The sequence below is a fragment of the Pseudomonas peli genome, assembly GCF_050563605.1.
Taxonomy (GTDB): domain Bacteria; phylum Pseudomonadota; class Gammaproteobacteria; order Pseudomonadales; family Pseudomonadaceae; genus Aquipseudomonas; species Aquipseudomonas peli_A.
Genome location: NZ_JBNXUH010000006.1, coordinates 235,165 through 254,571, shown reverse-complemented (window position 1 = coordinate 254,571; position 19,407 = coordinate 235,165). Strand labels below are relative to the sequence as shown.

The 19,407-nt window shown below is 59.9% G+C and carries 21 protein-coding genes; 16 read left to right on the top strand and 5 right to left on the bottom strand.

The window, feature by feature from the left end; translation table 11 throughout:
* Positions 1 to 150 precede the first annotated feature (150 nt).
* The 3 genes from purL to ACQ4LH_RS09720 all read left to right on the top strand — a co-directional run bounded on the left by purL (position 151) and on the right by ACQ4LH_RS09720 (position 4,810).
* On the top strand, positions 151 to 4,047 hold the full coding sequence (purL, locus tag ACQ4LH_RS09730; protein ID WP_430696983.1) for a phosphoribosylformylglycinamidine synthase: 3,897 nt from the start codon (positions 151 to 153) through the stop codon (positions 4,045 to 4,047).
* An 18-nt stretch (positions 4,048 to 4,065) separates the two neighbouring features.
* Positions 4,066 to 4,335: a CDGSH iron-sulfur domain-containing protein gene (locus ACQ4LH_RS09725; protein ID WP_430696982.1), complete on the top strand. Its 270-nt coding sequence runs from the start codon at positions 4,066 to 4,068 to the stop codon at positions 4,333 to 4,335.
* Positions 4,336 to 4,492: 157 nt separating this feature from the next.
* Complete coding sequence (locus ACQ4LH_RS09720) at positions 4,493 to 4,810, top strand: NGG1p interacting factor NIF3 (RefSeq protein ID WP_430696981.1); 318 nt, start codon at positions 4,493 to 4,495, stop codon at positions 4,808 to 4,810.
* Positions 4,811 to 4,855: 45 nt separating this feature from the next.
* Here the strand turns inward: ACQ4LH_RS09720 and ACQ4LH_RS09715 are convergent, their stop codons facing one another.
* Entirely contained in the window at positions 4,856 to 5,359 is a 504-nt protein-coding gene (locus tag ACQ4LH_RS09715) for a L,D-transpeptidase family protein (RefSeq protein ID WP_430696980.1), read from the bottom strand.
* Positions 5,360 to 5,374: 15 nt separating this feature from the next.
* Positions 5,375 to 5,932, bottom strand: a complete 558-nt coding sequence (locus tag ACQ4LH_RS09710) for an NUDIX hydrolase (protein ID WP_430696979.1) — start codon at positions 5,930 to 5,932, stop codon at positions 5,375 to 5,377.
* Positions 5,933 to 6,094: 162 nt separating this feature from the next.
* Here ACQ4LH_RS09710 and ACQ4LH_RS09705 point away from each other — a divergent pair, with 162 nt between their 5' ends.
* From ACQ4LH_RS09705 to ACQ4LH_RS09685, 5 genes are all read left to right on the top strand, one after another.
* Complete coding sequence (locus tag ACQ4LH_RS09705; protein ID WP_430696978.1) at positions 6,095 to 6,700, top strand: CoA pyrophosphatase; 606 nt, start codon at positions 6,095 to 6,097, stop codon at positions 6,698 to 6,700.
* Between the two features lie 19 nt (positions 6,701 to 6,719).
* A complete protein-coding gene (locus ACQ4LH_RS09700; protein ID WP_430696977.1) occupies positions 6,720 to 7,244 on the top strand; it encodes a gamma carbonic anhydrase family protein in 525 nt (174 codons plus the stop codon).
* Positions 7,244 to 7,435: a DUF1289 domain-containing protein gene (locus tag ACQ4LH_RS09695; protein WP_430696976.1), complete on the top strand. Its 192-nt coding sequence runs from the start codon at positions 7,244 to 7,246 to the stop codon at positions 7,433 to 7,435. Before ACQ4LH_RS09700 ends, ACQ4LH_RS09695 begins: the two co-directional genes overlap by 1 nt.
* Before the next feature lie 170 nt (positions 7,436 to 7,605).
* Positions 7,606 to 8,787, top strand: coding sequence for a formate-dependent phosphoribosylglycinamide formyltransferase (purT, locus tag ACQ4LH_RS09690; protein ID WP_430696975.1), 1,182 nt, complete (start codon positions 7,606 to 7,608; stop codon positions 8,785 to 8,787).
* On the top strand, positions 8,784 to 9,524 hold the full coding sequence (locus ACQ4LH_RS09685; RefSeq protein WP_430696974.1) for an SGNH/GDSL hydrolase family protein: 741 nt from the start codon (positions 8,784 to 8,786) through the stop codon (positions 9,522 to 9,524). Before purT ends, ACQ4LH_RS09685 begins: the two co-directional genes overlap by 4 nt.
* On the opposite strand, the gene ACQ4LH_RS09680 is transcribed toward ACQ4LH_RS09685, so the two are convergent.
* The gene (locus ACQ4LH_RS09680) at positions 9,490 to 10,779 is read right to left on the bottom strand and encodes an HlyC/CorC family transporter (RefSeq protein WP_430696973.1); all 1,290 of its coding nucleotides are present in this window, start codon (positions 10,777 to 10,779) and stop codon (positions 9,490 to 9,492) included. The genes ACQ4LH_RS09685 and ACQ4LH_RS09680 overlap by 35 nt on opposite strands.
* A gap of 10 nt (positions 10,780 to 10,789) precedes the next feature.
* Positions 10,790 to 11,590, bottom strand: a complete 801-nt coding sequence (locus ACQ4LH_RS09675; protein ID WP_430696972.1) for a cytochrome C assembly family protein — start codon at positions 11,588 to 11,590, stop codon at positions 10,790 to 10,792.
* 156 nt (positions 11,591 to 11,746) lie between these two features.
* On the opposite strand from ACQ4LH_RS09675, the gene ffh reads away from it, so the two are divergent.
* From ffh to rplS, 5 genes are all read left to right on the top strand, one after another.
* On the top strand, positions 11,747 to 13,120 hold the full coding sequence (gene ffh / locus ACQ4LH_RS09670) for a signal recognition particle protein (RefSeq protein WP_311088955.1): 1,374 nt from the start codon (positions 11,747 to 11,749) through the stop codon (positions 13,118 to 13,120).
* Between the two features lie 251 nt (positions 13,121 to 13,371).
* Positions 13,372 to 13,623 carry a 30S ribosomal protein S16 gene (gene rpsP / locus ACQ4LH_RS09665; protein ID WP_090239277.1) on the top strand — a complete coding sequence of 84 codons (252 nt, stop codon included), beginning with the start codon at positions 13,372 to 13,374 and terminating at the stop codon, positions 13,621 to 13,623.
* A gap of 5 nt (positions 13,624 to 13,628) precedes the next feature.
* A complete protein-coding gene (rimM, locus tag ACQ4LH_RS09660) occupies positions 13,629 to 14,165 on the top strand; it encodes a ribosome maturation factor RimM (protein WP_430696970.1) in 537 nt (178 codons plus the stop codon).
* Positions 14,166 to 14,170: 5 nt separating this feature from the next.
* A complete protein-coding gene (gene trmD, locus ACQ4LH_RS09655; RefSeq protein WP_430696969.1) occupies positions 14,171 to 14,923 on the top strand; it encodes a tRNA (guanosine(37)-N1)-methyltransferase TrmD in 753 nt (250 codons plus the stop codon).
* A gap of 40 nt (positions 14,924 to 14,963) precedes the next feature.
* Positions 14,964 to 15,314 (top strand): 50S ribosomal protein L19, encoded by a 351-nt coding sequence (rplS, locus tag ACQ4LH_RS09650; protein WP_108486694.1) that lies wholly within the window; start codon positions 14,964 to 14,966, stop codon positions 15,312 to 15,314.
* Positions 15,315 to 15,374: 60 nt separating this feature from the next.
* Here the strand turns inward: rplS and ACQ4LH_RS09645 are convergent, their stop codons facing one another.
* A complete protein-coding gene (locus ACQ4LH_RS09645) occupies positions 15,375 to 16,049 on the bottom strand; it encodes a hypothetical protein (protein ID WP_430696967.1) in 675 nt (224 codons plus the stop codon).
* Positions 16,050 to 16,238: 189 nt separating this feature from the next.
* Between ACQ4LH_RS09645 and xerD the strand changes: the two genes are divergently transcribed.
* The 3 genes from xerD to ACQ4LH_RS09630 all read left to right on the top strand — a co-directional run bounded on the left by xerD (position 16,239) and on the right by ACQ4LH_RS09630 (position 19,372).
* Positions 16,239 to 17,135, top strand: a complete 897-nt coding sequence (gene xerD, locus ACQ4LH_RS09640; RefSeq protein WP_430696966.1) for a site-specific tyrosine recombinase XerD — start codon at positions 16,239 to 16,241, stop codon at positions 17,133 to 17,135.
* 93 nt (positions 17,136 to 17,228) lie between these two features.
* Positions 17,229 to 17,954, top strand: a complete 726-nt coding sequence (gene dsbC / locus ACQ4LH_RS09635; RefSeq protein WP_430696965.1) for a bifunctional protein-disulfide isomerase/oxidoreductase DsbC — start codon at positions 17,229 to 17,231, stop codon at positions 17,952 to 17,954.
* A 113-nt stretch (positions 17,955 to 18,067) separates the two neighbouring features.
* Positions 18,068 to 19,372, top strand: a complete 1,305-nt coding sequence (locus ACQ4LH_RS09630) for a homoserine dehydrogenase (protein WP_430696964.1) — start codon at positions 18,068 to 18,070, stop codon at positions 19,370 to 19,372.
* Positions 19,373 to 19,407: the final 35 nt, after the last annotated feature.

The window sequence follows — 19,407 nt, the reverse complement described above, 5'->3', positions numbered from 1 at the left end:
CAAAGCATGGGGCGCGCCATATCTCGACAGCGGGTGGCTTCTCTGCTAGCGCAGTCGCTGCGCTTGGCGTGCTGCCACGGGTGCCGTTGGCAACGCTTTAGGCTAGAATGCACGGCCTCAAAGTACACCCCTTCCCAGAGGCTGTCCCCGATGTTGATCCTGCGCGGCGCTCCCGCCCTTTCTGCTTTCCGTCACGGCAAACTGCTTGAGCAACTGACCAGCAAGGTTCCTGCGGTCACCGGCCTGTATGCCGAGTTCGCGCATTTCGCCGAGGTTACCGGCGTTTTGACTGCCGACGAAGAGCAGGTATTGGCCCGTTTGCTGAAGTACGGCCCGAGTGTGCCGGTGCAGGAGCCAAGCGGCCGCCTGTTCCTGACCATTCCGCGCTTTGGCACCATCTCGCCTTGGTCGAGCAAGGCCAGCGACATTGCTCGCAACTGCGGCCTGGCGAAGATTCAGCGCATCGAGCGCGGCCTAGCGTATTACGTCAGCGGCGAGCTGAATGCCGCCGAGGCGCAGCAGGTTGCCGACGTACTGCATGACCGCATGACCCAACTGGTGCTGGATAACCTCGAAGGCGCCGCTGCGCTGTTCAGCCACGCGCAGCCCAAGCCGCTGACTGCCGTGGACATCCTTGGTGGTGGTCGCGCTGCGCTAGAGAAGGCCAACGTTGAGCTGGGCCTGGCCCTGGCTGAAGACGAAATCGATTACCTGGTGACCAGCTTCAACGGTCTGGGGCGCAACCCCCACGATATCGAACTGATGATGTTCGCCCAGGCCAACTCTGAGCACTGCCGTCACAAGATTTTCAATGCCAGCTGGGATATCGATGGCGAAAGCCAGGAGAAATCCCTGTTCGGCATGATCAAAAACACCTACCAGATGCACAACGAAGGCGTGTTGTCCGCTTATAAGGACAACGCCTCGGTGATCGTCGGCAGTGTTGCCGGTCGTTTCTTTCCGGACCCTGAGACCCGCCAGTACGGTGCGACCCAGGAGCCCGTGCATATCCTGATGAAGGTGGAAACCCACAACCACCCGACGGCTATTTCGCCGTTCTCTGGTGCGTCCACCGGTTCCGGTGGCGAGATTCGCGACGAAGGTGCCACCGGCCGTGGTGCCAAGCCGAAGGCGGGGCTGACCGGTTTCACCGTTTCCAACCTGAACATCCCCGGTTTCGAGCAGCCTTGGGAAGTGCCTTATGGCAAGCCCGAGCGCATTGTTACCGCGCTGGACATCATGATCGAAGGCCCGCTGGGCGGCGCGGCGTTCAACAACGAGTTCGGCCGTCCGGCATTGACCGGCTATTTCCGTACTTTCGAGCAGGCGATCCAGACCCCACGCGGTGAAGAAGTGCGTGGTTACCACAAGCCGATCATGCTCGCCGGCGGCATGGGCAACATCCGTGCAGATCACGTGCAGAAGGGCGAGATCACCGTGGGCGCCAAGCTGATCGTGCTCGGCGGCCCAGCCATGCTGATCGGCCTGGGCGGCGGCGCCGCGTCGTCGGTCGCCACCGGTGCCAGCTCGGCTGACCTGGATTTTGCCTCGGTACAGCGCGAGAACCCGGAAATGGAGCGCCGCTGCCAGGAAGTTATCGACCGTTGCTGGCAGCTGGGTGACAACAACCCAATCGCCTTTATCCATGACGTTGGCGCCGGTGGTATTTCCAACGCCTTCCCTGAGCTGGTCAATGACGGTGGCCGTGGTGGCCGCTTCGAACTGCGCAACGTGCCCAACGACGAACCGGGCATGGCGCCACACGAGATCTGGAGCAACGAGTCCCAGGAACGTTACGTACTGGCCGTCAGCGCCGTCGATTTTGAGCGCTTCAAGGCCATCTGTGAGCGCGAGCGTTGTCCGTTTGCCGTGGTTGGCGAGGCTACTGAAGAAGCCCACCTGACCGTGACTGACAGCCATTTCGCCAACACCCCGGTGGACATGCCGCTGGAAGTGCTTCTGGGCAAGCCGCCGCGCATGCACCGTTCGGCCGCCCGCGAAGCTGAGCTGGGCGATGACTTCGATGCCAGCACCCTGGCCATCGACGAAGCAGTAACCCGCGTGCTGCATCACCCGGCCGTGGCCAGCAAGAGCTTCCTGATCACCATCGGCGACCGCACCATTACCGGCCTGGTTGCTCGCGACCAGATGGTTGGTCCGTGGCAGGTGCCGGTGGCTGATTGCGCGGTCACCGCCACCAGCTTCGACGTCTACACCGGTGAAGCCATGGCCATGGGCGAGCGCACCCCGCTGGCGCTGCTGGATGCTGCGGCGTCCGGGCGTATGGCGATTGGCGAAACCCTGACCAACCTGGCCGCGTCGCGCATCGAGAAGATGTCCGATATCAAACTGTCCGCCAACTGGATGGCCGCTGCTGGCCACCCGGGTGAAGACGCGCGCCTGTATGACACCGTGAAAGCGGTTGGCATGGAGCTGTGCCCGGAGCTGGGTATCACCATCCCGGTGGGCAAGGACTCGATGTCGATGAAAACCCAGTGGCGCGACGAGGGCACGGACAAGAGCGTGACCTCGCCGCTGTCGCTGGTGGTGACCGGCTTTGCTCCGGTCAGCGATATCCGCAAGACCCTGACCCCGCAACTGCGCATGGACAAGGGCGAAACCGACCTGATCCTGATCGACCTGGGCCGTGGCCAGAACCGCATGGGTGCCTCAATCCTTACCCAGGTGTACGGCAAACTCGGCACCCAGGCGCCGGATGTGGATGACGCCGAAGACCTCAAGGCCTTCTTTGCGGTGATCCAGGGCCTGAATGCTGACGGTCATATCCTGTCCTACCACGACCGTTCCGACGGTGGCCTGCTGGTTACCGCGTTGGAAATGGCCTTTGCCGGTCATTGCGGCCTTAATCTATTCCTCGATGCGCTGGCCGACGACAGCGCTGAGCTGGCCGCTGTGTTGTTCAACGAAGAGCTGGGCGCGGTGATCCAGGTGCATCAGGACGCCACTCCGGAAGTACTGGCGCAGTTCAGCGCTGCCGGTCTGGGCGACTGCGTGGCGGTGATCGGCCAGCCGGTCAACAGCGACGACGTGGCGATCAGCTTCAATGGTCAGCCGGTCTTTGGCGGCCAGCGCCGCCTGCTGCAGCGTCAGTGGGCGCAAACCAGCTACCAGATTCAGCGTCTGCGCGACAACGTGCAGTGCGCCGAGCAGGAATTCGACACCATCCTCGACGAGGACAATCCGGGCCTGTCGGCCAAGCTCAGCTTCGACGTCAATCAGGACATCAGCGCGCCGTATATCCGTAAGGGTGTACGTCCGCAGATCGCCGTACTGCGTGAGCAGGGCGTCAACGGTCAGGTGGAAATGGCCGCTGCCTTCGATCGCGCTGGTTTCAACGCGATCGACGTACACATGAGCGACATCCTTAGCGGTCGCGTCAGTCTTGAAGAGTTCAAGGGCCTGGTCGCCTGCGGCGGCTTCTCCTACGGCGATGTGCTCGGTGCCGGCGAAGGCTGGGCTAAGTCGATCCTGTTCAACAGCCGTGCACGTGATGGCTTCCAGGCGTTCTTCGAGCGCAAGGACAGCTTCAGTCTTGGCGTGTGCAACGGTTGCCAGATGATGAGCAACCTGCACGAGCTGATCCCCGGCACCGAGTTCTGGCCGCATTTCGTGCGCAACCGCTCCGAGCAGTTCGAGGCGCGTGTGGCCATGGTTCAGGTGCAGGAGTCAGCGTCGATCTTCCTGCGTGGCATGGCCGGTTCGCGCATGCCAATCGCCATCGCTCACGGCGAGGGGCATGCCGAGTTCGAGAACGAGGAAGCCCTGCTCGAAGCCGATCTGTCCGGCTGCGTGGCCATGCGCTTTATCGACAACCACGGCAAGGTCACCGAAACCTACCCGGCCAACCCCAACGGTTCGCCGCGCGGGATCACCGGTCTGACCAGCCGCGACGGCCGCGTGACCATCATGATGCCGCACCCGGAGCGGGTATTCCGCGCCGTGCAGAACTCCTGGAAGCCGGATGATTGGCAGGAAGATGCCGGCTGGCTGCGGATGTTCCGCAACGCTCGCGTGTGGGTGGATTGATCCGGTTGGCGCAGGCTTATGTCGAGTAAGCCTGCGCCGATTCTGCCTGAGGTGCGCCAGGTCAAACCTGGCGATACCTTGCTGCTGTGCCGCTGCGGGCGTTCGTCCCAGCTTCCCGATTGTGTTTCTGCCTGCCCTGATGTGCTTGAACTGCAGCCTGAGCGTGAGCAGTTTCTGCTGCTTTGCCGTTGCGCCCGCTCGCAACGTCTACCTTACTGTGATGGTAGCTATAACCAGCCGGTAACCGGTATCAAGGCCCGCTGGCGGCGATTCTGGCGTGGCTTGTAGCCTGGCTTATTAAGCTAATACGTTGAACACACAGCACATTATCCGGTCATAGGGTGCAAGTGTGATGGGCTGCGCGAATACCCGATAAGGCAAAATGCCATTATTGTGTGGCATCATTATCGAACTGTTTTTATCAGTCTTGCCGGCGGAGACTTCGATGTACAAGCTGTGTTTTTATGTGCCTGAAACTCATCTGGATGCCGTGAAAAGCGCGGTGTTCAGCGCCGGCGGCGGACGTATTGGTCATTATGATCAGTGTTGTTGGCAGACCCTGGGGCAGGGCCAGTTCCGCGCTCTGGAAGGCAGTCAGCCATTTCTCGGTCAGCCTGGGCAGGTCAAGCAGGTAGCAGAGTGGAAAGTCGAGATGGTCGTGGCCGATGAGCTGATCCATGATGCCGTCAAGGCCATGAAGAAGCAGCATCCCTATGAGACGCCGGCTTTTGAGGTGTGGCGGCTGTCAGATATCCAGTTCTAATTCATAAAAAAGGCGCCATGAAGGCGCCTTTTTTATGCCTGTTGATCAGGGTCTGATTTCGATCAGGGTGCCGTCCTTGACCACTGCCCAGACCTCGCGCATATCAATGTTGCGCATGGCGATGCAGCCTTCGGTCCAGTCTAGGGTGTGGAACATCCACTCCGGGTATTCCTCATCCAGCGGCGTGCCGTGAATCATGATCATGCCGCCGGCCGATACGCCACTCTTGCGCGCCTGCGCCTGGTCGCGGGCGTTGGGGTAAGAGATGTGCATGGACAGGTTGTACTTGTCGCTGGTCTTGCGCCAGTCGATCCAATAGAAACCTTCTGGGGTGCGCAGATCGCCTTCGCGTTGTTTGGCCCCTTTAGGCTTTTTGCCCAGAGAGATGCGATAGGACTTGAGGGTGTCGCCACGGCTGATCAGGTGCAACTTGCGTTCAGATTTGATCACCAACACCTTGTCGATGACTTTGCCCTTGAGGGTCGGTGTGGTGCTGGCGGGAGCAGCCAGGGTAACGGTCAGGCAGAGTAGGGCGAACAACCAGCGCATCGTATTTCCCGTGAATCAAAAGGCTTTCTTGTAATGTGCGCGCAAGGCTTCAAGCGGCTCGTTGCGGACCGGGTAGTGCTGCTCTCGGCGGTCCGCGAAGTAGCATTCTAAGGTACGCCCGATGGTCGGGAAAGCCAGCTCTGACCAGGGGATGTCCTGTTCGTGAAATAGCTGAACCTCAAGGCTCTCTTCGCCCGGGGCAAAGTCCAGGTCGACCAGCTCGGCGCGAAACAGCATATACACCTGATTGATATGCGGCAGGTCGAATAGGGTATAGAGGCTCAGGCTGCGCACTCGCGCGCAGGCTTCTTCGTGGGTTTCGCGGGCGGCGGCCTGCTCCAGGGTTTCGCCGTTCTCCATAAAGCCTGCCGGTAAGGTCCAGTAGCCACGCCGTGGCTCGATGGCGCGGCGGCACAGCAGCACCTGTTCGCCCCACACCGGCAGGCAGCCGGCGATGATTCGCGGGTTTTGATAATGCACGGTCTGGCACTGCGCGCAGACGTGGCGCAGGCGGTTGTCGCCCTGCGGGATGATGTGACTGACCGCGCCGCCACAGTTGCTACAGAACTTCATGCCAGGCCCTCGCTGCGTGTTGGCTATCTTGGCGCGCGTGTTGTGTGCTCGGCAAGCGGGGTTTATCGAGCGCCAGAATGATTGCTGCTGGTGGCGCGGGGCTTGGGCCGTGCGCTGCTTTCGTGCCATGATCGAACGCAGAATAAAAGACTGAGAATCCCCATGCTGGACGAGTTGCTCCATCGCATGCGTGGCTATAGCCCGCACATTCTGCAGACCGACAAGCGTTACCCTGAGGCCGCAGTGCTGGTGCCCATTACCCGCAGCGACGAGCCAGAAGTGGTATTGACCTTGCGCGCCAGCGGTTTGTCCACCCATGGTGGTGAGGTGGCGTTTCCCGGTGGTCGGCGTGACCCGGAAGATGCCGATCTGATCGAGACCGCCTTGCGTGAGGCGGAAGAAGAAATCGGCTTGCCGCCTGGGCTGGTCGAGGTGGTAGGGCCACTTAGTACCCTGGTGTCGCGCCACGGTATTCAGGTCACGCCCTATGTCGGCCTGGTGCCGGATTTTGTCGAGTACAAACCCAACGACGGTGAGATTGCCGCCGTATTTGCCGTGCCGCTGGCGTTCTTTCGCGACGACCCGCGGGAAACCACCCACCGTATCGATTACCTCGGGCGCAGTTGGTATGTGCCGAGTTACCGTTATGGCGAATATAAAATCTGGGGGCTGACGGCGATCATGCTGGTCGAGTTGGTCAACCTGGTGTTCGACGATGTGCATATCGATATGCACCAGCCGCCCGAGCACTTTATCAAGCTCACCTGAGCCTATTGAGGAAGCATCCATGAAATATCGCCTGGGTTCGTCCCAAGTCGAGGCCCATGCCGACAGCTGGGTTGCACCGAATGCCACCCTGGTCGGCAAGGTCAAGCTGGAGCCGGGTGCTAGCGTGTGGTTCAACGCCGTGCTGCGCGGCGACAACGAGCTGATCCATATCGGCGAGAACAGCAACGTGCAGGACGGCACCGTGATGCACACCGATATGGGCTTTCCGCTGAATATCGGTACCGGCGTGACCATTGGCCACAACGCCATGCTGCACGGCTGCTCGGTGGGCGATTACAGTCTGATCGGCATCAATGCGGTGATCCTCAATGGCGCGAAAATCGGCAAGTACTGCATCATCGGCGCCAACAGCTTGATCGGTGAAGGCAAGGAAATCCCCGATGGTTCGCTGGTGATGGGTTCGCCCGGCAAGGTGGTGCGCGAACTGACCGAGCCGCAGAAGAAGATGCTCGAAGCCAGCGCCGCCCATTACGTGCACAACGCCCAGCGCTATGCTCGTGACCTGCAGGAGCAGGATGACTGATGCAACCGCAGGAACGTCCGGTCGCCTCGCCCTGCGTGCATGTCTGCGCGCTGGATGATGAAGATATCTGTATCGGCTGCCAACGCTCGGTGGCCGAAATCACCCGCTGGAGCCTGATGGATAACGCCGAGCGCCGCGAGGTGCTGGTGCAGTGTCATGAGCGGGCCAAGGCCAAAGGCATTCTGCTGTAAGAACCGGATCACGATCTGCTGCGCGTCGGCCCTGCTGCGTTAAAAACAGGCTCGGAATGCTCATTTACAGCTCGTAAACTCCGCTTCCTCGCCTGTTTTTGCCTTGCAGTGCTCTAGCTCGCGAGATCGTGAGCAGGTTCTAACTTTCTTGATCAGTTTGAGGATTCACCATGCCCCGTATCGGAACCCCTTTGTCGCCGAGCGCGACCCGTGTGCTGTTGTGTGGCTCTGGCGAGCTGGGCAAGGAAGTGGTGATCGAGTTGCAGCGTCTGGGTGTCGAGGTTATCGCCGTGGATCGCTACGCCAATGCCCCGGCCATGCAGGTGGCGCATCGCAGTCATGTGATCAATATGCTTGATGGCGACGCGTTGCGGGCGGTGATCGAGCTGGAACAGCCGCATTACATCGTGCCGGAGATTGAGGCCATCGCCACCGCGACCCTGGTCGAGCTGGAGAATGAAGGCTTTACCGTCATCCCCAGCGCCCGCGCCGCGCAGCTGACCATGAACCGTGAAGGCATCCGCCGCCTGGCCGCCGAAGAGCTGGGTCTGCCGACTTCGCCTTATCAGTTTGCCGACTCCTTCGAGCAGTGCCGCGCCGCAGTCGAGAGCATCGGCTTTCCCTGTCTGATCAAGCCGATCATGAGTTCCTCGGGTAAAGGCCAGTCGGTGCTGAAAAGTCTGGATGATCTGCAAGCCGCCTGGGATTACGCCCAGGCCGGTGGCCGCGCCGGCAAGGGCCGGGTGATAGTCGAGGGTTTTATCGATTTCGATTATGAAATCGCGCTGCTTACCGTGCGCCACAGCGGCGGTACCACCTTCTGTGCGCCTGTTGGTCATCGTCAGGTCAAGGGCGATTACCAGGAGTCCTGGCAGCCGCAGCCGATGAGCGCCAAGGCTCAGGCCGAAGCCGAGCGCATCGCCCTGGCGGTTACCGGATCGCTGGGAGGGCGTGGGCTGTTTGGCGTGGAACTGTTCGTCAAAGGTGATCGGGTGTGGTTCTGCGAGATATCGCCGCGCCCGCACGACACCGGCCTGGTCACCCTGATTTCTCAGGATCTGTCCGAGTTTGCGCTGCATGCACGGGCGATTCTCGGTTTGCCGATTCCGGCGATTCGTCAGTTCGGCCCATCGGCTTCTGCGGTGATATTGGTCGAGGGCGAGTCGCAGCAGGTCAGCTTCGGCAACCTGGCGGCGGCTCTAGCTGAACCGGATACCGCTGTGCGCCTGTTCGGCAAGCCCGAAGTCAGTGGCCAGCGGCGGATGGGCGTGGCGCTGGCGCGGGATGAGTCATTGCAAGCGGCGCGGGCCAAGGCCACGCGTGCGGCGCAGGCGGTCAAGGTCGAGCTGTGAATGCGCTGCGTGCCTATGCCTGGTGGCTAGGGCTGGTGCTGTTGGCGCCGATTGCCTTGCCGCTAGCGCTGCGCACGCGCCGTAGCACGCTGCGTTTACCGCCAGCCGCAGGGCCACTGAGTGGCGTGGCTGGTGCGGACTTACCGGGCGAGCCATTGCGTCTGCTGGTGCTGGGCGAGTCGACCGTGGTTGGCGTGGGGGTGGATGAACTGGACGCCGCGCTGGTCGGGCAGCTGGCTACGGCGCTGGCTGCGCGTTGCGGCCGTCCGGTTGCCTGGCGTGCCTGCGGCGAAAACGGCATTACCGCTGCGCAGGCCCATGAACGGCTGCTGCCGCAGGTGCTGGATCAGCCCTTTGATCTGGCACTGCTGGTGTTCGGCGTCAATGACACCACCCACCTGACCTCATTACCCCGTTGGGACGCCGCACTCGGCGGTATGGCTGAAGCGTTGGCCGCGCGCGGCGCTCGGGTGGCGTTTAGCAGTGTGCCGCCATTGCAGCATTTCAGCGCCTTGCCCTGGCTGCTGCGGCGTTTGCTCGGTATGCGCGCCGGCCTGCTGGATGCGCGCCTGCGCCAACTAGCGGCAGGCCTGGGGGCAGGGCATCACGCGGTTGAGCTGGAGTTTTCCGCCGAGTACCTGGCGCGTGATGGTTATCACCCGTCAGGTCTGGGCTATCGCGTGTGGGCGCAGGGGCTGGCCGTCAGTCTTGCGCCGGCGGCTCGGTGTGCGCCTTAGGCTTGGTTTGCCAGGCGCGCACGCTTTTTACCCGGTTTTCTGACGATTGCAGAATTTCCAGGCGATAAGGGCCGATTTTCAGGCATACGGCGCTGTCAGGGATGCTTTCCAGTGCCTCGGTCACCAGGCCGTTGAGGGTTTTCGGCCCATCGCAGGGCAGGTGCCAGTCCAGCGCCTTGTTGATTTCACGGATATAAGCCGCGCCATCGATTACCTGGGTACCGTCTTCCTGAGGGTGAATATCCGGGCTGCGCAGGGTGTCCTGGTTGCTGAAGTCACCGACGATTTCTTCGAGGATGTCTTCCAGGGTAACGATGCCGATCACATCACCGTATTCATCGACGACGATGCCGATCCGGCGTTTCTGCTTCTGAAAATTGATCAGTTGGGTCGACAGCGGCGTGCCTTCGGGTACGAAGTACGGCTCGTTGCAGGCCGCCAGTAGCGCCTCTTTGCTCAGCTCGTTGTGCGTCAGCAGCCTGGCAATCTGGCGCATGTGCACGATGCCTTCGATCTGATTGATGTCAGTACGAAATACCGGCAGGCGCGTGTGGGTGGTGTTAGTCAGCAGATTGATAATGCTTTCAAGGTCGTCATCAAGGTTGATGCCGGTGACTTCATTGCGCGGAATCATGATGTCATCCACCGTCACCCGCTCAAGATCAAGGATGCCGAGCAGCATGTTCTGGCGATTCTTCGGCATGCCGGCGCCGGACTCGCGCACCACGCTGCGTAGCTCTTCGGTAGACAAACTGTCGCTGGCACGTTGCGAAGGATCGATGCCCAGCAGGCGCAGCAGCACGTTGCTGATGGTGCTGGTGGTCCAGACCACCGGGTAGAGCAGGCGTTGCAGCAGTAGCAGCAAGCGGCTGGCGGGAAAAGCCACCAGTTCCGGACGCAGGGCAGCCAGGGTTTTCGGGGTGATTTCGCCGAAAATCAGCACGACGATGGTCAGGCCAGCGGTGGCAATTGCGATCCCGGCTTCGCCCCAGATATCCACGGCCAGCACGGTGGCGATGGAGGCGGCGAGGATGTTGACCACGTTGTTGCCAACCAGAATCGTGCCGAGCAGGCGGTCTGGGCGGCTGAGCAGGATAGTGACGCGCTTGGCGCCCTTATGTCCCTCCTTGGCCATGTGCTTGAGGCGATAGCGGTTGAGGCTGAGCATCCCGGTCTCCGAACTGGAGAAGAATGCCGAGCAAAGAATCAGAAAAATCAGCAGCCCAAGCAGGTAGCTGGAGTGAAGGTCGTCCACGGAAGGGGTCTCAGATATGCAGGATGAATTCGCGAACCAGCTTGCTGCCGAAATAGGCCAGCATCAGCAGGCAGAAGCCCGCCAGGGTCCAGCGAATGGCTTTGTGGCCGCGCCAGCCGAGTTGATGGCGGCCCCACAACAGCACGGCAAACACCACCCAGGCAAAGCACGACAGGATGGTTTTATGCGCCAGGTGCTGGGCAAACAGGTCGCTGATAAACAGCGCGCCAGACAGCAGAGAGAGTGACAGCAATGCCCAGCCGGCCCAGAGAAAGCCGAACAGCAGGCTTTCCATGGTCTGTAAGGGGGGGAAGTTCTTGATCAGCCCGGACGGGTGCTTGTGCTTGAGCTGATGGTCCTGCAATAGCAGCAGCAGCGACTGGAATACCGCAATGGTCAGCATGCCGTAGGCGGTGATCGACAGCAGGATATGCGCCAGGATGCCGGGCGCTTCATCAATGGCCTGGGTGGTGCCGCTCGGCATAAATTGGGCGAGCAGAACTGTGACAAAGCCCAGGGGGAATAGCAGTAACAGCAGGTTTTCCACCGGGATTCGCGTGCAGGCCAGTAGCGTCAGCAGAATAACGGCAGCGGCAATCAGGCTGGCGGCCTTGAAGAAGTCCAGCGACAGACCACTGGTATCGAACATCTGCAGAAACAGGCTGCTGCCGTGCAGCAGCAGCGCCAGTGTGCCGAGTGCAACCAGCAGGCGCTTATTGGATGTGCTGCGCTGTTGCAGGCGCAGGCCTTGATAGAGTGCGGCTCCCGCGTAGAGGCAGGCAGCGGCGAGGCTGGGTAGCAGAGGGTGCATAAATCCTTGTCAGGCAAACCCGAAAGGCGGCCAGTGTGGCATACAACCCGTGCGCCACGAAAGCGTCTGGCGGTGTCGGTGCCTTGCAGTCTTCGCTATAATCCGCGACCTGTTGCAAGCCCACCCTCGGCTCGACTGAGCCTGAAAGGAACGCGCATGTTCGAAAATCTGACTGACCGCCTCTCGCAAACTCTGCGAAATGTCACTGGCAAAGCCAAGCTGAGTGAAGACAACATCAAGGACACCTTGCGTGAAGTGCGCATGGCCTTGCTTGAGGCTGACGTCGCCTTGCCGGTAGTCAAGGACTTCGTTAATAAGGTCAAGGATCGCGCGGTCGGCACCGAGGTGTCGAAGAGCCTGACGCCGGGTCAGGCGTTCGTGAAGATCGTTCGCGCCGAACTCGAAGAGCTGATGGGCGCGGCCAACGAAGACCTGGCGCTGAATGCCGTGCCGCCAGCCGTGGTGCTGATGGCGGGTCTGCAGGGTGCGGGTAAGACCACCACCGTAGGTAAGCTGGCGCGCTTCCTTAAAGAGCGCAAGAAAAAGACCGTGATGGTGGTGTCTGCCGACGTTTACCGTCCGGCGGCGATTAAGCAGCTGGAAACCCTGGCCAATGATATTGGCGTGACCTTCTTCCCCTCCGATCTCAGCCAGAAGCCGGTGGATATCGCTGAGGCGGCGATCAAGGAAGCCAAACTCAAGTTTATTGATGTAGTGATCGTCGATACCGCCGGTCGTCTGGCTATCGATGCCGAAATGATGGCGGAGATCCAGGCGCTGCACGCGGCGATCAAGCCTGTGGAAACCCTGTTCGTGGTCGACGCCATGACCGGTCAGGACGCCGCCAATACCGCCAAGGCCTTTAATGATGCGCTGCCGCTGACCGGTGTGGTGCTGACCAAGGTCGACGGTGATGCGCGCGGCGGTGCGGCGTTGTCGGTGCGCGCGATTACTGGCAAGCCGATCAAGTTTATCGGTATGGGTGAGAAGACCGAGGCGCTCGAACCCTTCCACCCGGATCGGATTGCCTCGCGCATTCTCGGCATGGGCGACGTACTCAGTCTGATCGAACAGGCCGAGCAGACCCTGGATCGCGAGAAAGCCGAGAAGCTCACCAAGAAACTGAAGAAGGGCAAGGGCTTCGATCTCGAAGACTTCCGTGACCAGCTGCAGCAGATGAAAAACATGGGCGGTCTCGGCGGCTTGATGGACAAGCTGCCACAGATGGGCGGCGTCAATCTGGCGCAGATGGGCAATGCCCAAGGCGCTGCCGAGAAACAGTTCAAGCAGATGGAGGCGATCATCAACTCGATGACCCCTCAGGAGCGCCGCGATCCTGATGTGATCAGTGGCTCGCGCAAGCGCCGCATCGCCATGGGCTCCGGTACTCAGGTGCAGGACATCGGTCGCTTGATCAAGCAACACAAGCAGATGCAGAAGATGATGAAGAAATTCACTGCCAAAGGCGGTATGGCCAAGATGATGCGCGGCATGGGCGGGATGATGCCGGGCGGCATGCCGAAGATGTAAGGAATCCGCGTCGGCGGCGATGTCGACGCAGCCCCCGCGGAAGGCGGGGATTTACAGTAAACCCGCCTTTTGCGGGAGCTGATTGGCCGGTTTGGACAGCGGCCCTCTGGCAAATCTTGATTGCACAGTCCTATGCGCCTGAAAAAGCCATTTGCAAAAATCCGGATATTCCTTAGAATATGCGGCCTTTCGGGCACCCATGCCCGCCGTGCATTTAGATTTGCAGCACCGACTACAGGAACTATGTTCACATGCTAACGATTCGTCTTGCCCTTGGCGGCTCCAAAAAGCGCCCGTTCTACAAAATCAACGTGACCGACAGCCGTAACCCACGCGACGGTTCGCACAAAGAAGAAATCGGTTTCTTCAACCCTATCGCTCGTGGTCAGGAAGTTCGTCTGTCCGTGAAGCAAGACCGCCTGGCCCATTGGCTGAGCGTTGGTGCACAGCCTTCTGATCGTGTTGCCCAGTTGTTGAAGGACGCTGCTAAGGCTGCGGCCTAAGCAATATGAGCGCGACGCCTGTTTCTACCGATGATTTGATCGTTATCGGCAAGATCTACTCTGTACATGGCGTTCGCGGTGAAGTGAAGGTGTATTCCTTTACTGATCCTGTTGCAAACCTGTTGGAGTACAAGTCCTGGACGCTTAGGCGCGAAGGCAGTGTCAAACAGGTAGAGCTGGTCAGCGGACGCGGGAGTGATAAGTTCCTGGTCGCGAAGCTTAAGGGTCTTGATGATCGTGAAGAAGCGCGTCTTCTCGCTGGTTATGAGATCTGTGTGCCGCGCAACCTGTTCCCTGAGTTAACAGACGGCGAGTACTACTGGTACCAGTTGGAAGGTCTCAAGGTTATCGACCAGGCAGGGCAATTGCTCGGCAAAATCGATCACTTGTTAGAAACCGGTGCCAACGATGTGATGGTGGTTAAACCCTGCACCGACAGCCTGGATGGTCGTGAGCGCCTGTTGCCCTATACCGAGCAATGCGTGTTGTCGATTGATCTGAGTTCTGGCGAAATGCGGGTCGACTGGGATGCGGACTTCTAAGCCTGATGCCTAATCTGCGCGTTGAAGTCATTACGTTGTTCCCGGAAATGTTTGCTGCCATCAGCGAATATGGCATTACCAGCCGAGCGGTGAAACAGGGCTTGTTGCAACTGACCTGTTGGAGTCCGCGTAGCTACACCACAGACCGTCACCACACCGTGGATGATCGGCCTTTTGGCGGTGGCCCAGGCATGGTGATGAAGATCAAGCCGCTTGAAGATGCTTTGCTTGAAGCGAAGCAGGCTGCAGGTGGTGCGGCCAAGGTGATTTACCTGTCGCCGCAAGGTCGCCAGCTGACGCAGTCAGCAGTACGCGAACTGGCCAATGAGGATGCGTTAATCCTGATTGCCGGCCGCTACGAAGGAATTGATGAGCGCTTTATTGAGGCGCATGTCGATGAAGAATGGTCGATTGGGGACTACGTCCTGTCTGGCGGTGAGCTGCCGGCCATGGTGCTGATCGACGCGGTAACGCGCCTTTTGCCTGGTGCATTGGGTCATGCAGATTCGGCCGAGGAGGACTCCTTTACGGATGGCCTACTCGACTGCCCGCACTACACCCGCCCGGAGGTGTATGCGGATAAACGTGTTCCCGAAGTGTTGCTTAGTGGCAACCACGAACACATCCGGCGCTGGCGTTTGCAGCAGTCCCTTGGTCGGACCTACGAACGACGTGCCGATCTTCTGGAAAGCCGCTCGCTTTCTGGAGAAGAGAAAAAGCTGCTGGAGGAATACGTCCGCCAGCGGGACGATAGTTAATGTATCGATGACCGGCCGAGGCCTGTCTTAGGAGCGCAGCATGACCAACAAGATTATTCAGCAGCTTGAAGCTGAGCAGATGGGCAAAGAGATCCCGACTTTCGCACCGGGTGACACTGTTGTAGTCCAGGTTAAAGTGAAAGAAGGCGACCGTCAGCGTCTGCAGGCTTTCGAAGGCGTTGTAATCGCCAAGCGTAACCGTGGTCTGAACAGTGCTTTCACTGTTCGTAAGATCTCCAACGGCGTTGGCGTTGAGCGTACTTTCCAGACCTACAGCCCGCTGGTTGATAGCCTGGCTGTTAAGCGTCGCGGTGACGTACGTAAAGCCAAGCTGTACTACCTGCGTGACCTGTCCGGTAAGGCAGCGCGCATCAAGGAAAAACTGGGCTAAGTCTCAGCTTTCCAATAAAAAAGCAGCCTTCGGGCTGCTTTTTTCGTTTCTGCGCTGCGATTAGTGCAGGCTGATCTTCAGCGAGGCTTGCGACAAGTCGATGTCATGCAGGCTCAGGCTGCCAAAGCTCTGGCCCTGCGGTGCGCCAGCGACGCGGATGTTGTCGAAGCGCAGCTCGCCAATTGAGCTGGGCAAGCGCACATTGACCGAACCGTCGGCATTGATCACCGAGGTCAGTTTGCTGGTGTCGTACTGCACATCCTTCATCGAAGTTTCTGCCTCAAGGCTGCTCAGTACCGGCATCACCAGTTTGCTCAGCTGGCTGACGGTGCCCAGGCCGTCCCCGCTGCCGGCTTGGAGAAACAGGCCTTGCAGCACATCGTCCAGGCCCTGGGCGCTGACATTACTCATTTCCATATCACTCAAGGGGCGCAGGCCGCGGGGTGTTTCTTCCTGGCTGATGGCGCTGGGCAAGTTGCGCGGTGCATCGGCGCTGGCGATCTGGAAGGGGCTGAGTAGGGCTGCGATCAGGGTGGCGGCCAGGCGCAGGTTGTTCTGTTTGCTGAGGGCCTTTTTCAGCTGGCGTTCGGTTAGCCAGCCTTGCTCAATTAGCGTTTCGCCCAGGCGCTTGTGGTTGGTGAGTTGCAGTTGAATGGCAGCATCCAGCTGGCCGCGGTTAATCAGTCCTTTGTTGATCAGAATCTGACCAAGACGTGAGTGTTGTTGGCTGGACATGCGTGGGCACCGTTGTGCTGTAGTGGCGTGATGCAATCATGGTCTGCAAATGGCGGTCTGTCACCCTCCCAAAGATAGGGTGACTGGGGCTTTCTTCGTTGCTCTAGCAACCGTTGGTCGGTGTGCTTAGCACTGGCCCATGGCGCTGCGCTCGTAGACACTAGCGGGCATATCGTTTGAGGTTTCTTGATGCCAGCTATCGATCATCCGCTGATTGACCGTTTTCTTGAGTCGTTATGGTTGGAAAAGGGCTTGTCGGCCCACACGCGCTCCGCCTATCGCAGTGATCTAGCGCTGTTCAATGGCTGGCTGCAGGTGCGTGATGTGCAGCTGCCGGATGCGGGGCGTGAGCTGATTCTCGATCACCTGGCCTGGCGCCTGAATGAGGGCTACAAGGCGCGCTCTACCGCGCGGCAGCTCTCGGGCTTGCGCGGTTTCTACCGGTTTCTCTTGCGCGAGCAGCTGATCAGTCACGACCCGACGCTGCAGGTGGATTTGCCGCAGTTGGGTCGGCCGTTGCCCAAGTCGCTGTCCGAGGCTGATGTCGAGGCCTTGCTGGCCGCTCCCGAGCTGGATGACCCGATTGGTTTGCGCGACCGGGCGATGCTTGAGGTGCTGTATGCCTGCGGTCTACGTGTCAGTGAGTTGATTGGCTTGACGCTGGAGCAGGTCAATCTGCGTCAGGGCGTGTTGCGGGTATTCGGCAAGGGCAGCAAGGAGCGTCTGGTGCCGCTGGGTGAGGAGGCGATTGCCTGGATCGAGCGTTACAGCAAAGAGGCGCGGCCGTTTCTGCTGGATGGCAAACCCAGCGATGTGCTGTTTCCCAGCCTGCGCGGTGAGCAGATGACCCGGCAGACCTTCTGGTACCGCATCAAGCACCAGGCCAAGGTGGCGGGAATTGCTAAGAACTTGTCACCGCATACCCTGCGCCATGCTTTTGCAACTCACTTGCTCAACCACGGCGCCGATTTGCGCGTGGTGCAGATGCTTCTGGGGCACAGCGATCTATCGACCACGCAGATCTACACCCACGTCGCTCGCGCACGGCTGCAGGAGTTACATGCACAGCACCACCCGCGAGGCTGAGAGCGCCGTCCGGCCTGCGATGGTCGGTCTCTGCGGGCTTCTATGATAGGCTGCGTCCATCATTTGTTAGATCGTCTTTTGCCAGGAGTTTGTATGCGTTTTAACCGCATTGTTGTCGCGTTGGTCTTGGGTCTGACCAGCAGCGTGGGCGTTGCTGCCGATGCCGACCAGGCCATCCGCAATAGCCTCAAGGCTATCGATCCAGCCCTGCCGATTGAGGCGATTGCCGAGAGCCCAATGCCTGGCGTTTATCAGGTCGAGTTGGCCGGTGGTCGGCAGCTGTACACCAGTGCCGATGGTCAGTTTCTGTTGCAGGGTTACCTGTTTCAGGTCAAAAACGGCCAGCCGGTGAATCTCACCGAGGCGGCGGAAAGCCGTGGTGTGGTCAAGCTGCTGGATGCCATTCCTACTTCGGAAATGGTGGTGTTTGCACCCAAGCAGCCGAAAACCCATATCACCGTATTTACTGACACCGATTGCGGCTATTGCCAGAAATTGCACAGCGAAGTACCTGAGCTCAATCGCCTGGGTGTCGAGGTGCGTTACCTAGCCTTCCCGCGCCAAGGGCTGGAAAGTGCTGCGGCCAAAGAGCTGTCGAATGTCTGGTGCGCCAAGGACCAGCAGGACGCCATGAATCGCGCGAAAGGCCGCCAGGGCGTGGCAGATGCGCAGTGCGACAGTCCGGTAGCCAAGCAGTACGCGCTGGGGCAGATGATCGGGGTCAGCGGTACGCCGGCCATCGTGTTGGCCAACGGCAAGATCATTCCAGGCTATCAACCAGCACCGCAGCTGGCGAAAATAGCCCTGGAATCCAAGTGATCTGAGGCTCGCGCCTGATTGACTAATAAACAGCCGCTTCGTATGGTGCGGCTCTTTTTCTACGGCCGGGGCTTGCTCCGGCCGTTTTACGCAGTGCAGATGGGGAGTTCAGTGTGAAACCGGTGAAAGTAGGCATCTGTGGGCTGGGTACCGTCGGTGGCGGTACGTTGAATGTACTCAAGCGAAATGCCGAGGAAATTACCCGGCGCGCAGGGCGTGGTATTGAAGTTGCCCAGATCGCCATTCGCTCGCCCAAGCCGCAGTACGACACGACCGGTATTAGCATGACCAGCGATGCCTTCGAGCTGGTGAACAACCCCGAGATTGATATCGTTATCGAGTTGATTGGCGGTTACACCCTGGCTAAGGAGCTGGTGCTCAAGGCCATCGAGAACGGCAAGCACGTGGTCACCGCGAACAAGGCGCTGATCGCGGTGCACGGCAATGAGATCTTCGCCAAGGCCCGCGAGAAGGGTGTGATTGTCGCCTTCGAGGCGGCCGTTGCCGGTGGTATCCCGGTGATCAAGGCAATTCGCGAAGGCCTGGCGGCCAACCGCATCAACTGGCTGGCTGGCATCATCAACGGCACTGGCAACTTTATCCTCAGCGAAATGCGTGAGAAGGGCCGCACCTTCGAAGACGTGCTGGCTGAGGCGCAGGCGCTGGGTTATGCTGAAGCTGATCCGACCTTCGACGTCGAAGGCATCGACGCCGCGCACAAGCTGACCATCCTGGCTTCGATCGCCTTTGGTATTCCGCTGCAGTTCGACAAGGCCTATACCGAAGGCATCACCAAGCTGACTACCGCTGACGTGAACTACGCCGAAGCGCTGGGCTATCGCATCAAGCATCTGGGCGTGGCTCGACGTACGGACGCCGGCATTGAGCTGCGCGTACACCCGACGCTGATCCCGGCGGATCGCCTGATCGCCAACGTCAACGGTGTGATGAACGCGGTCATGGTCAATGGTGATGCCGCCGGCAGCACTTTGTTCTACGGCGCAGGCGCCGGCATGGAGCCGACCGCCTCCTCGGTCATCGCTGACCTGGTGGACGTGGTGCGTGCGCTGACGGCCGATCCGACCAACCGCGTGCCGCACCTGGCCTTCCAGCCGGATTCGCTGTCCGATCACCCGATTCTGCCGATCGAAGCCTGCGAGAGCGCCTACTACTTGCGCATCCAGGCCAAGGATCATCCGGGTGTGCTGGCCCAGGTGGCGAGCATTCTGTCGGCTCGCGGGATCAATATCGAGTCGATCATGCAGAAGGAAGTTGAGGAGCAGGATGGCTTGGTGCCGATGATCCTGGTCACCCATCGCGTGGTCGAGGCGCGAATCAATGAGGCGATTAGTGCCCTTGAGGCGCTCGAAGATGTGGTCGGCAGCGTTGTGCGTATCCGCGTCGAGCAGCTGAACTAATCCGTATCTGGCCGCCGCTGCTGTAGGCAGCGGCG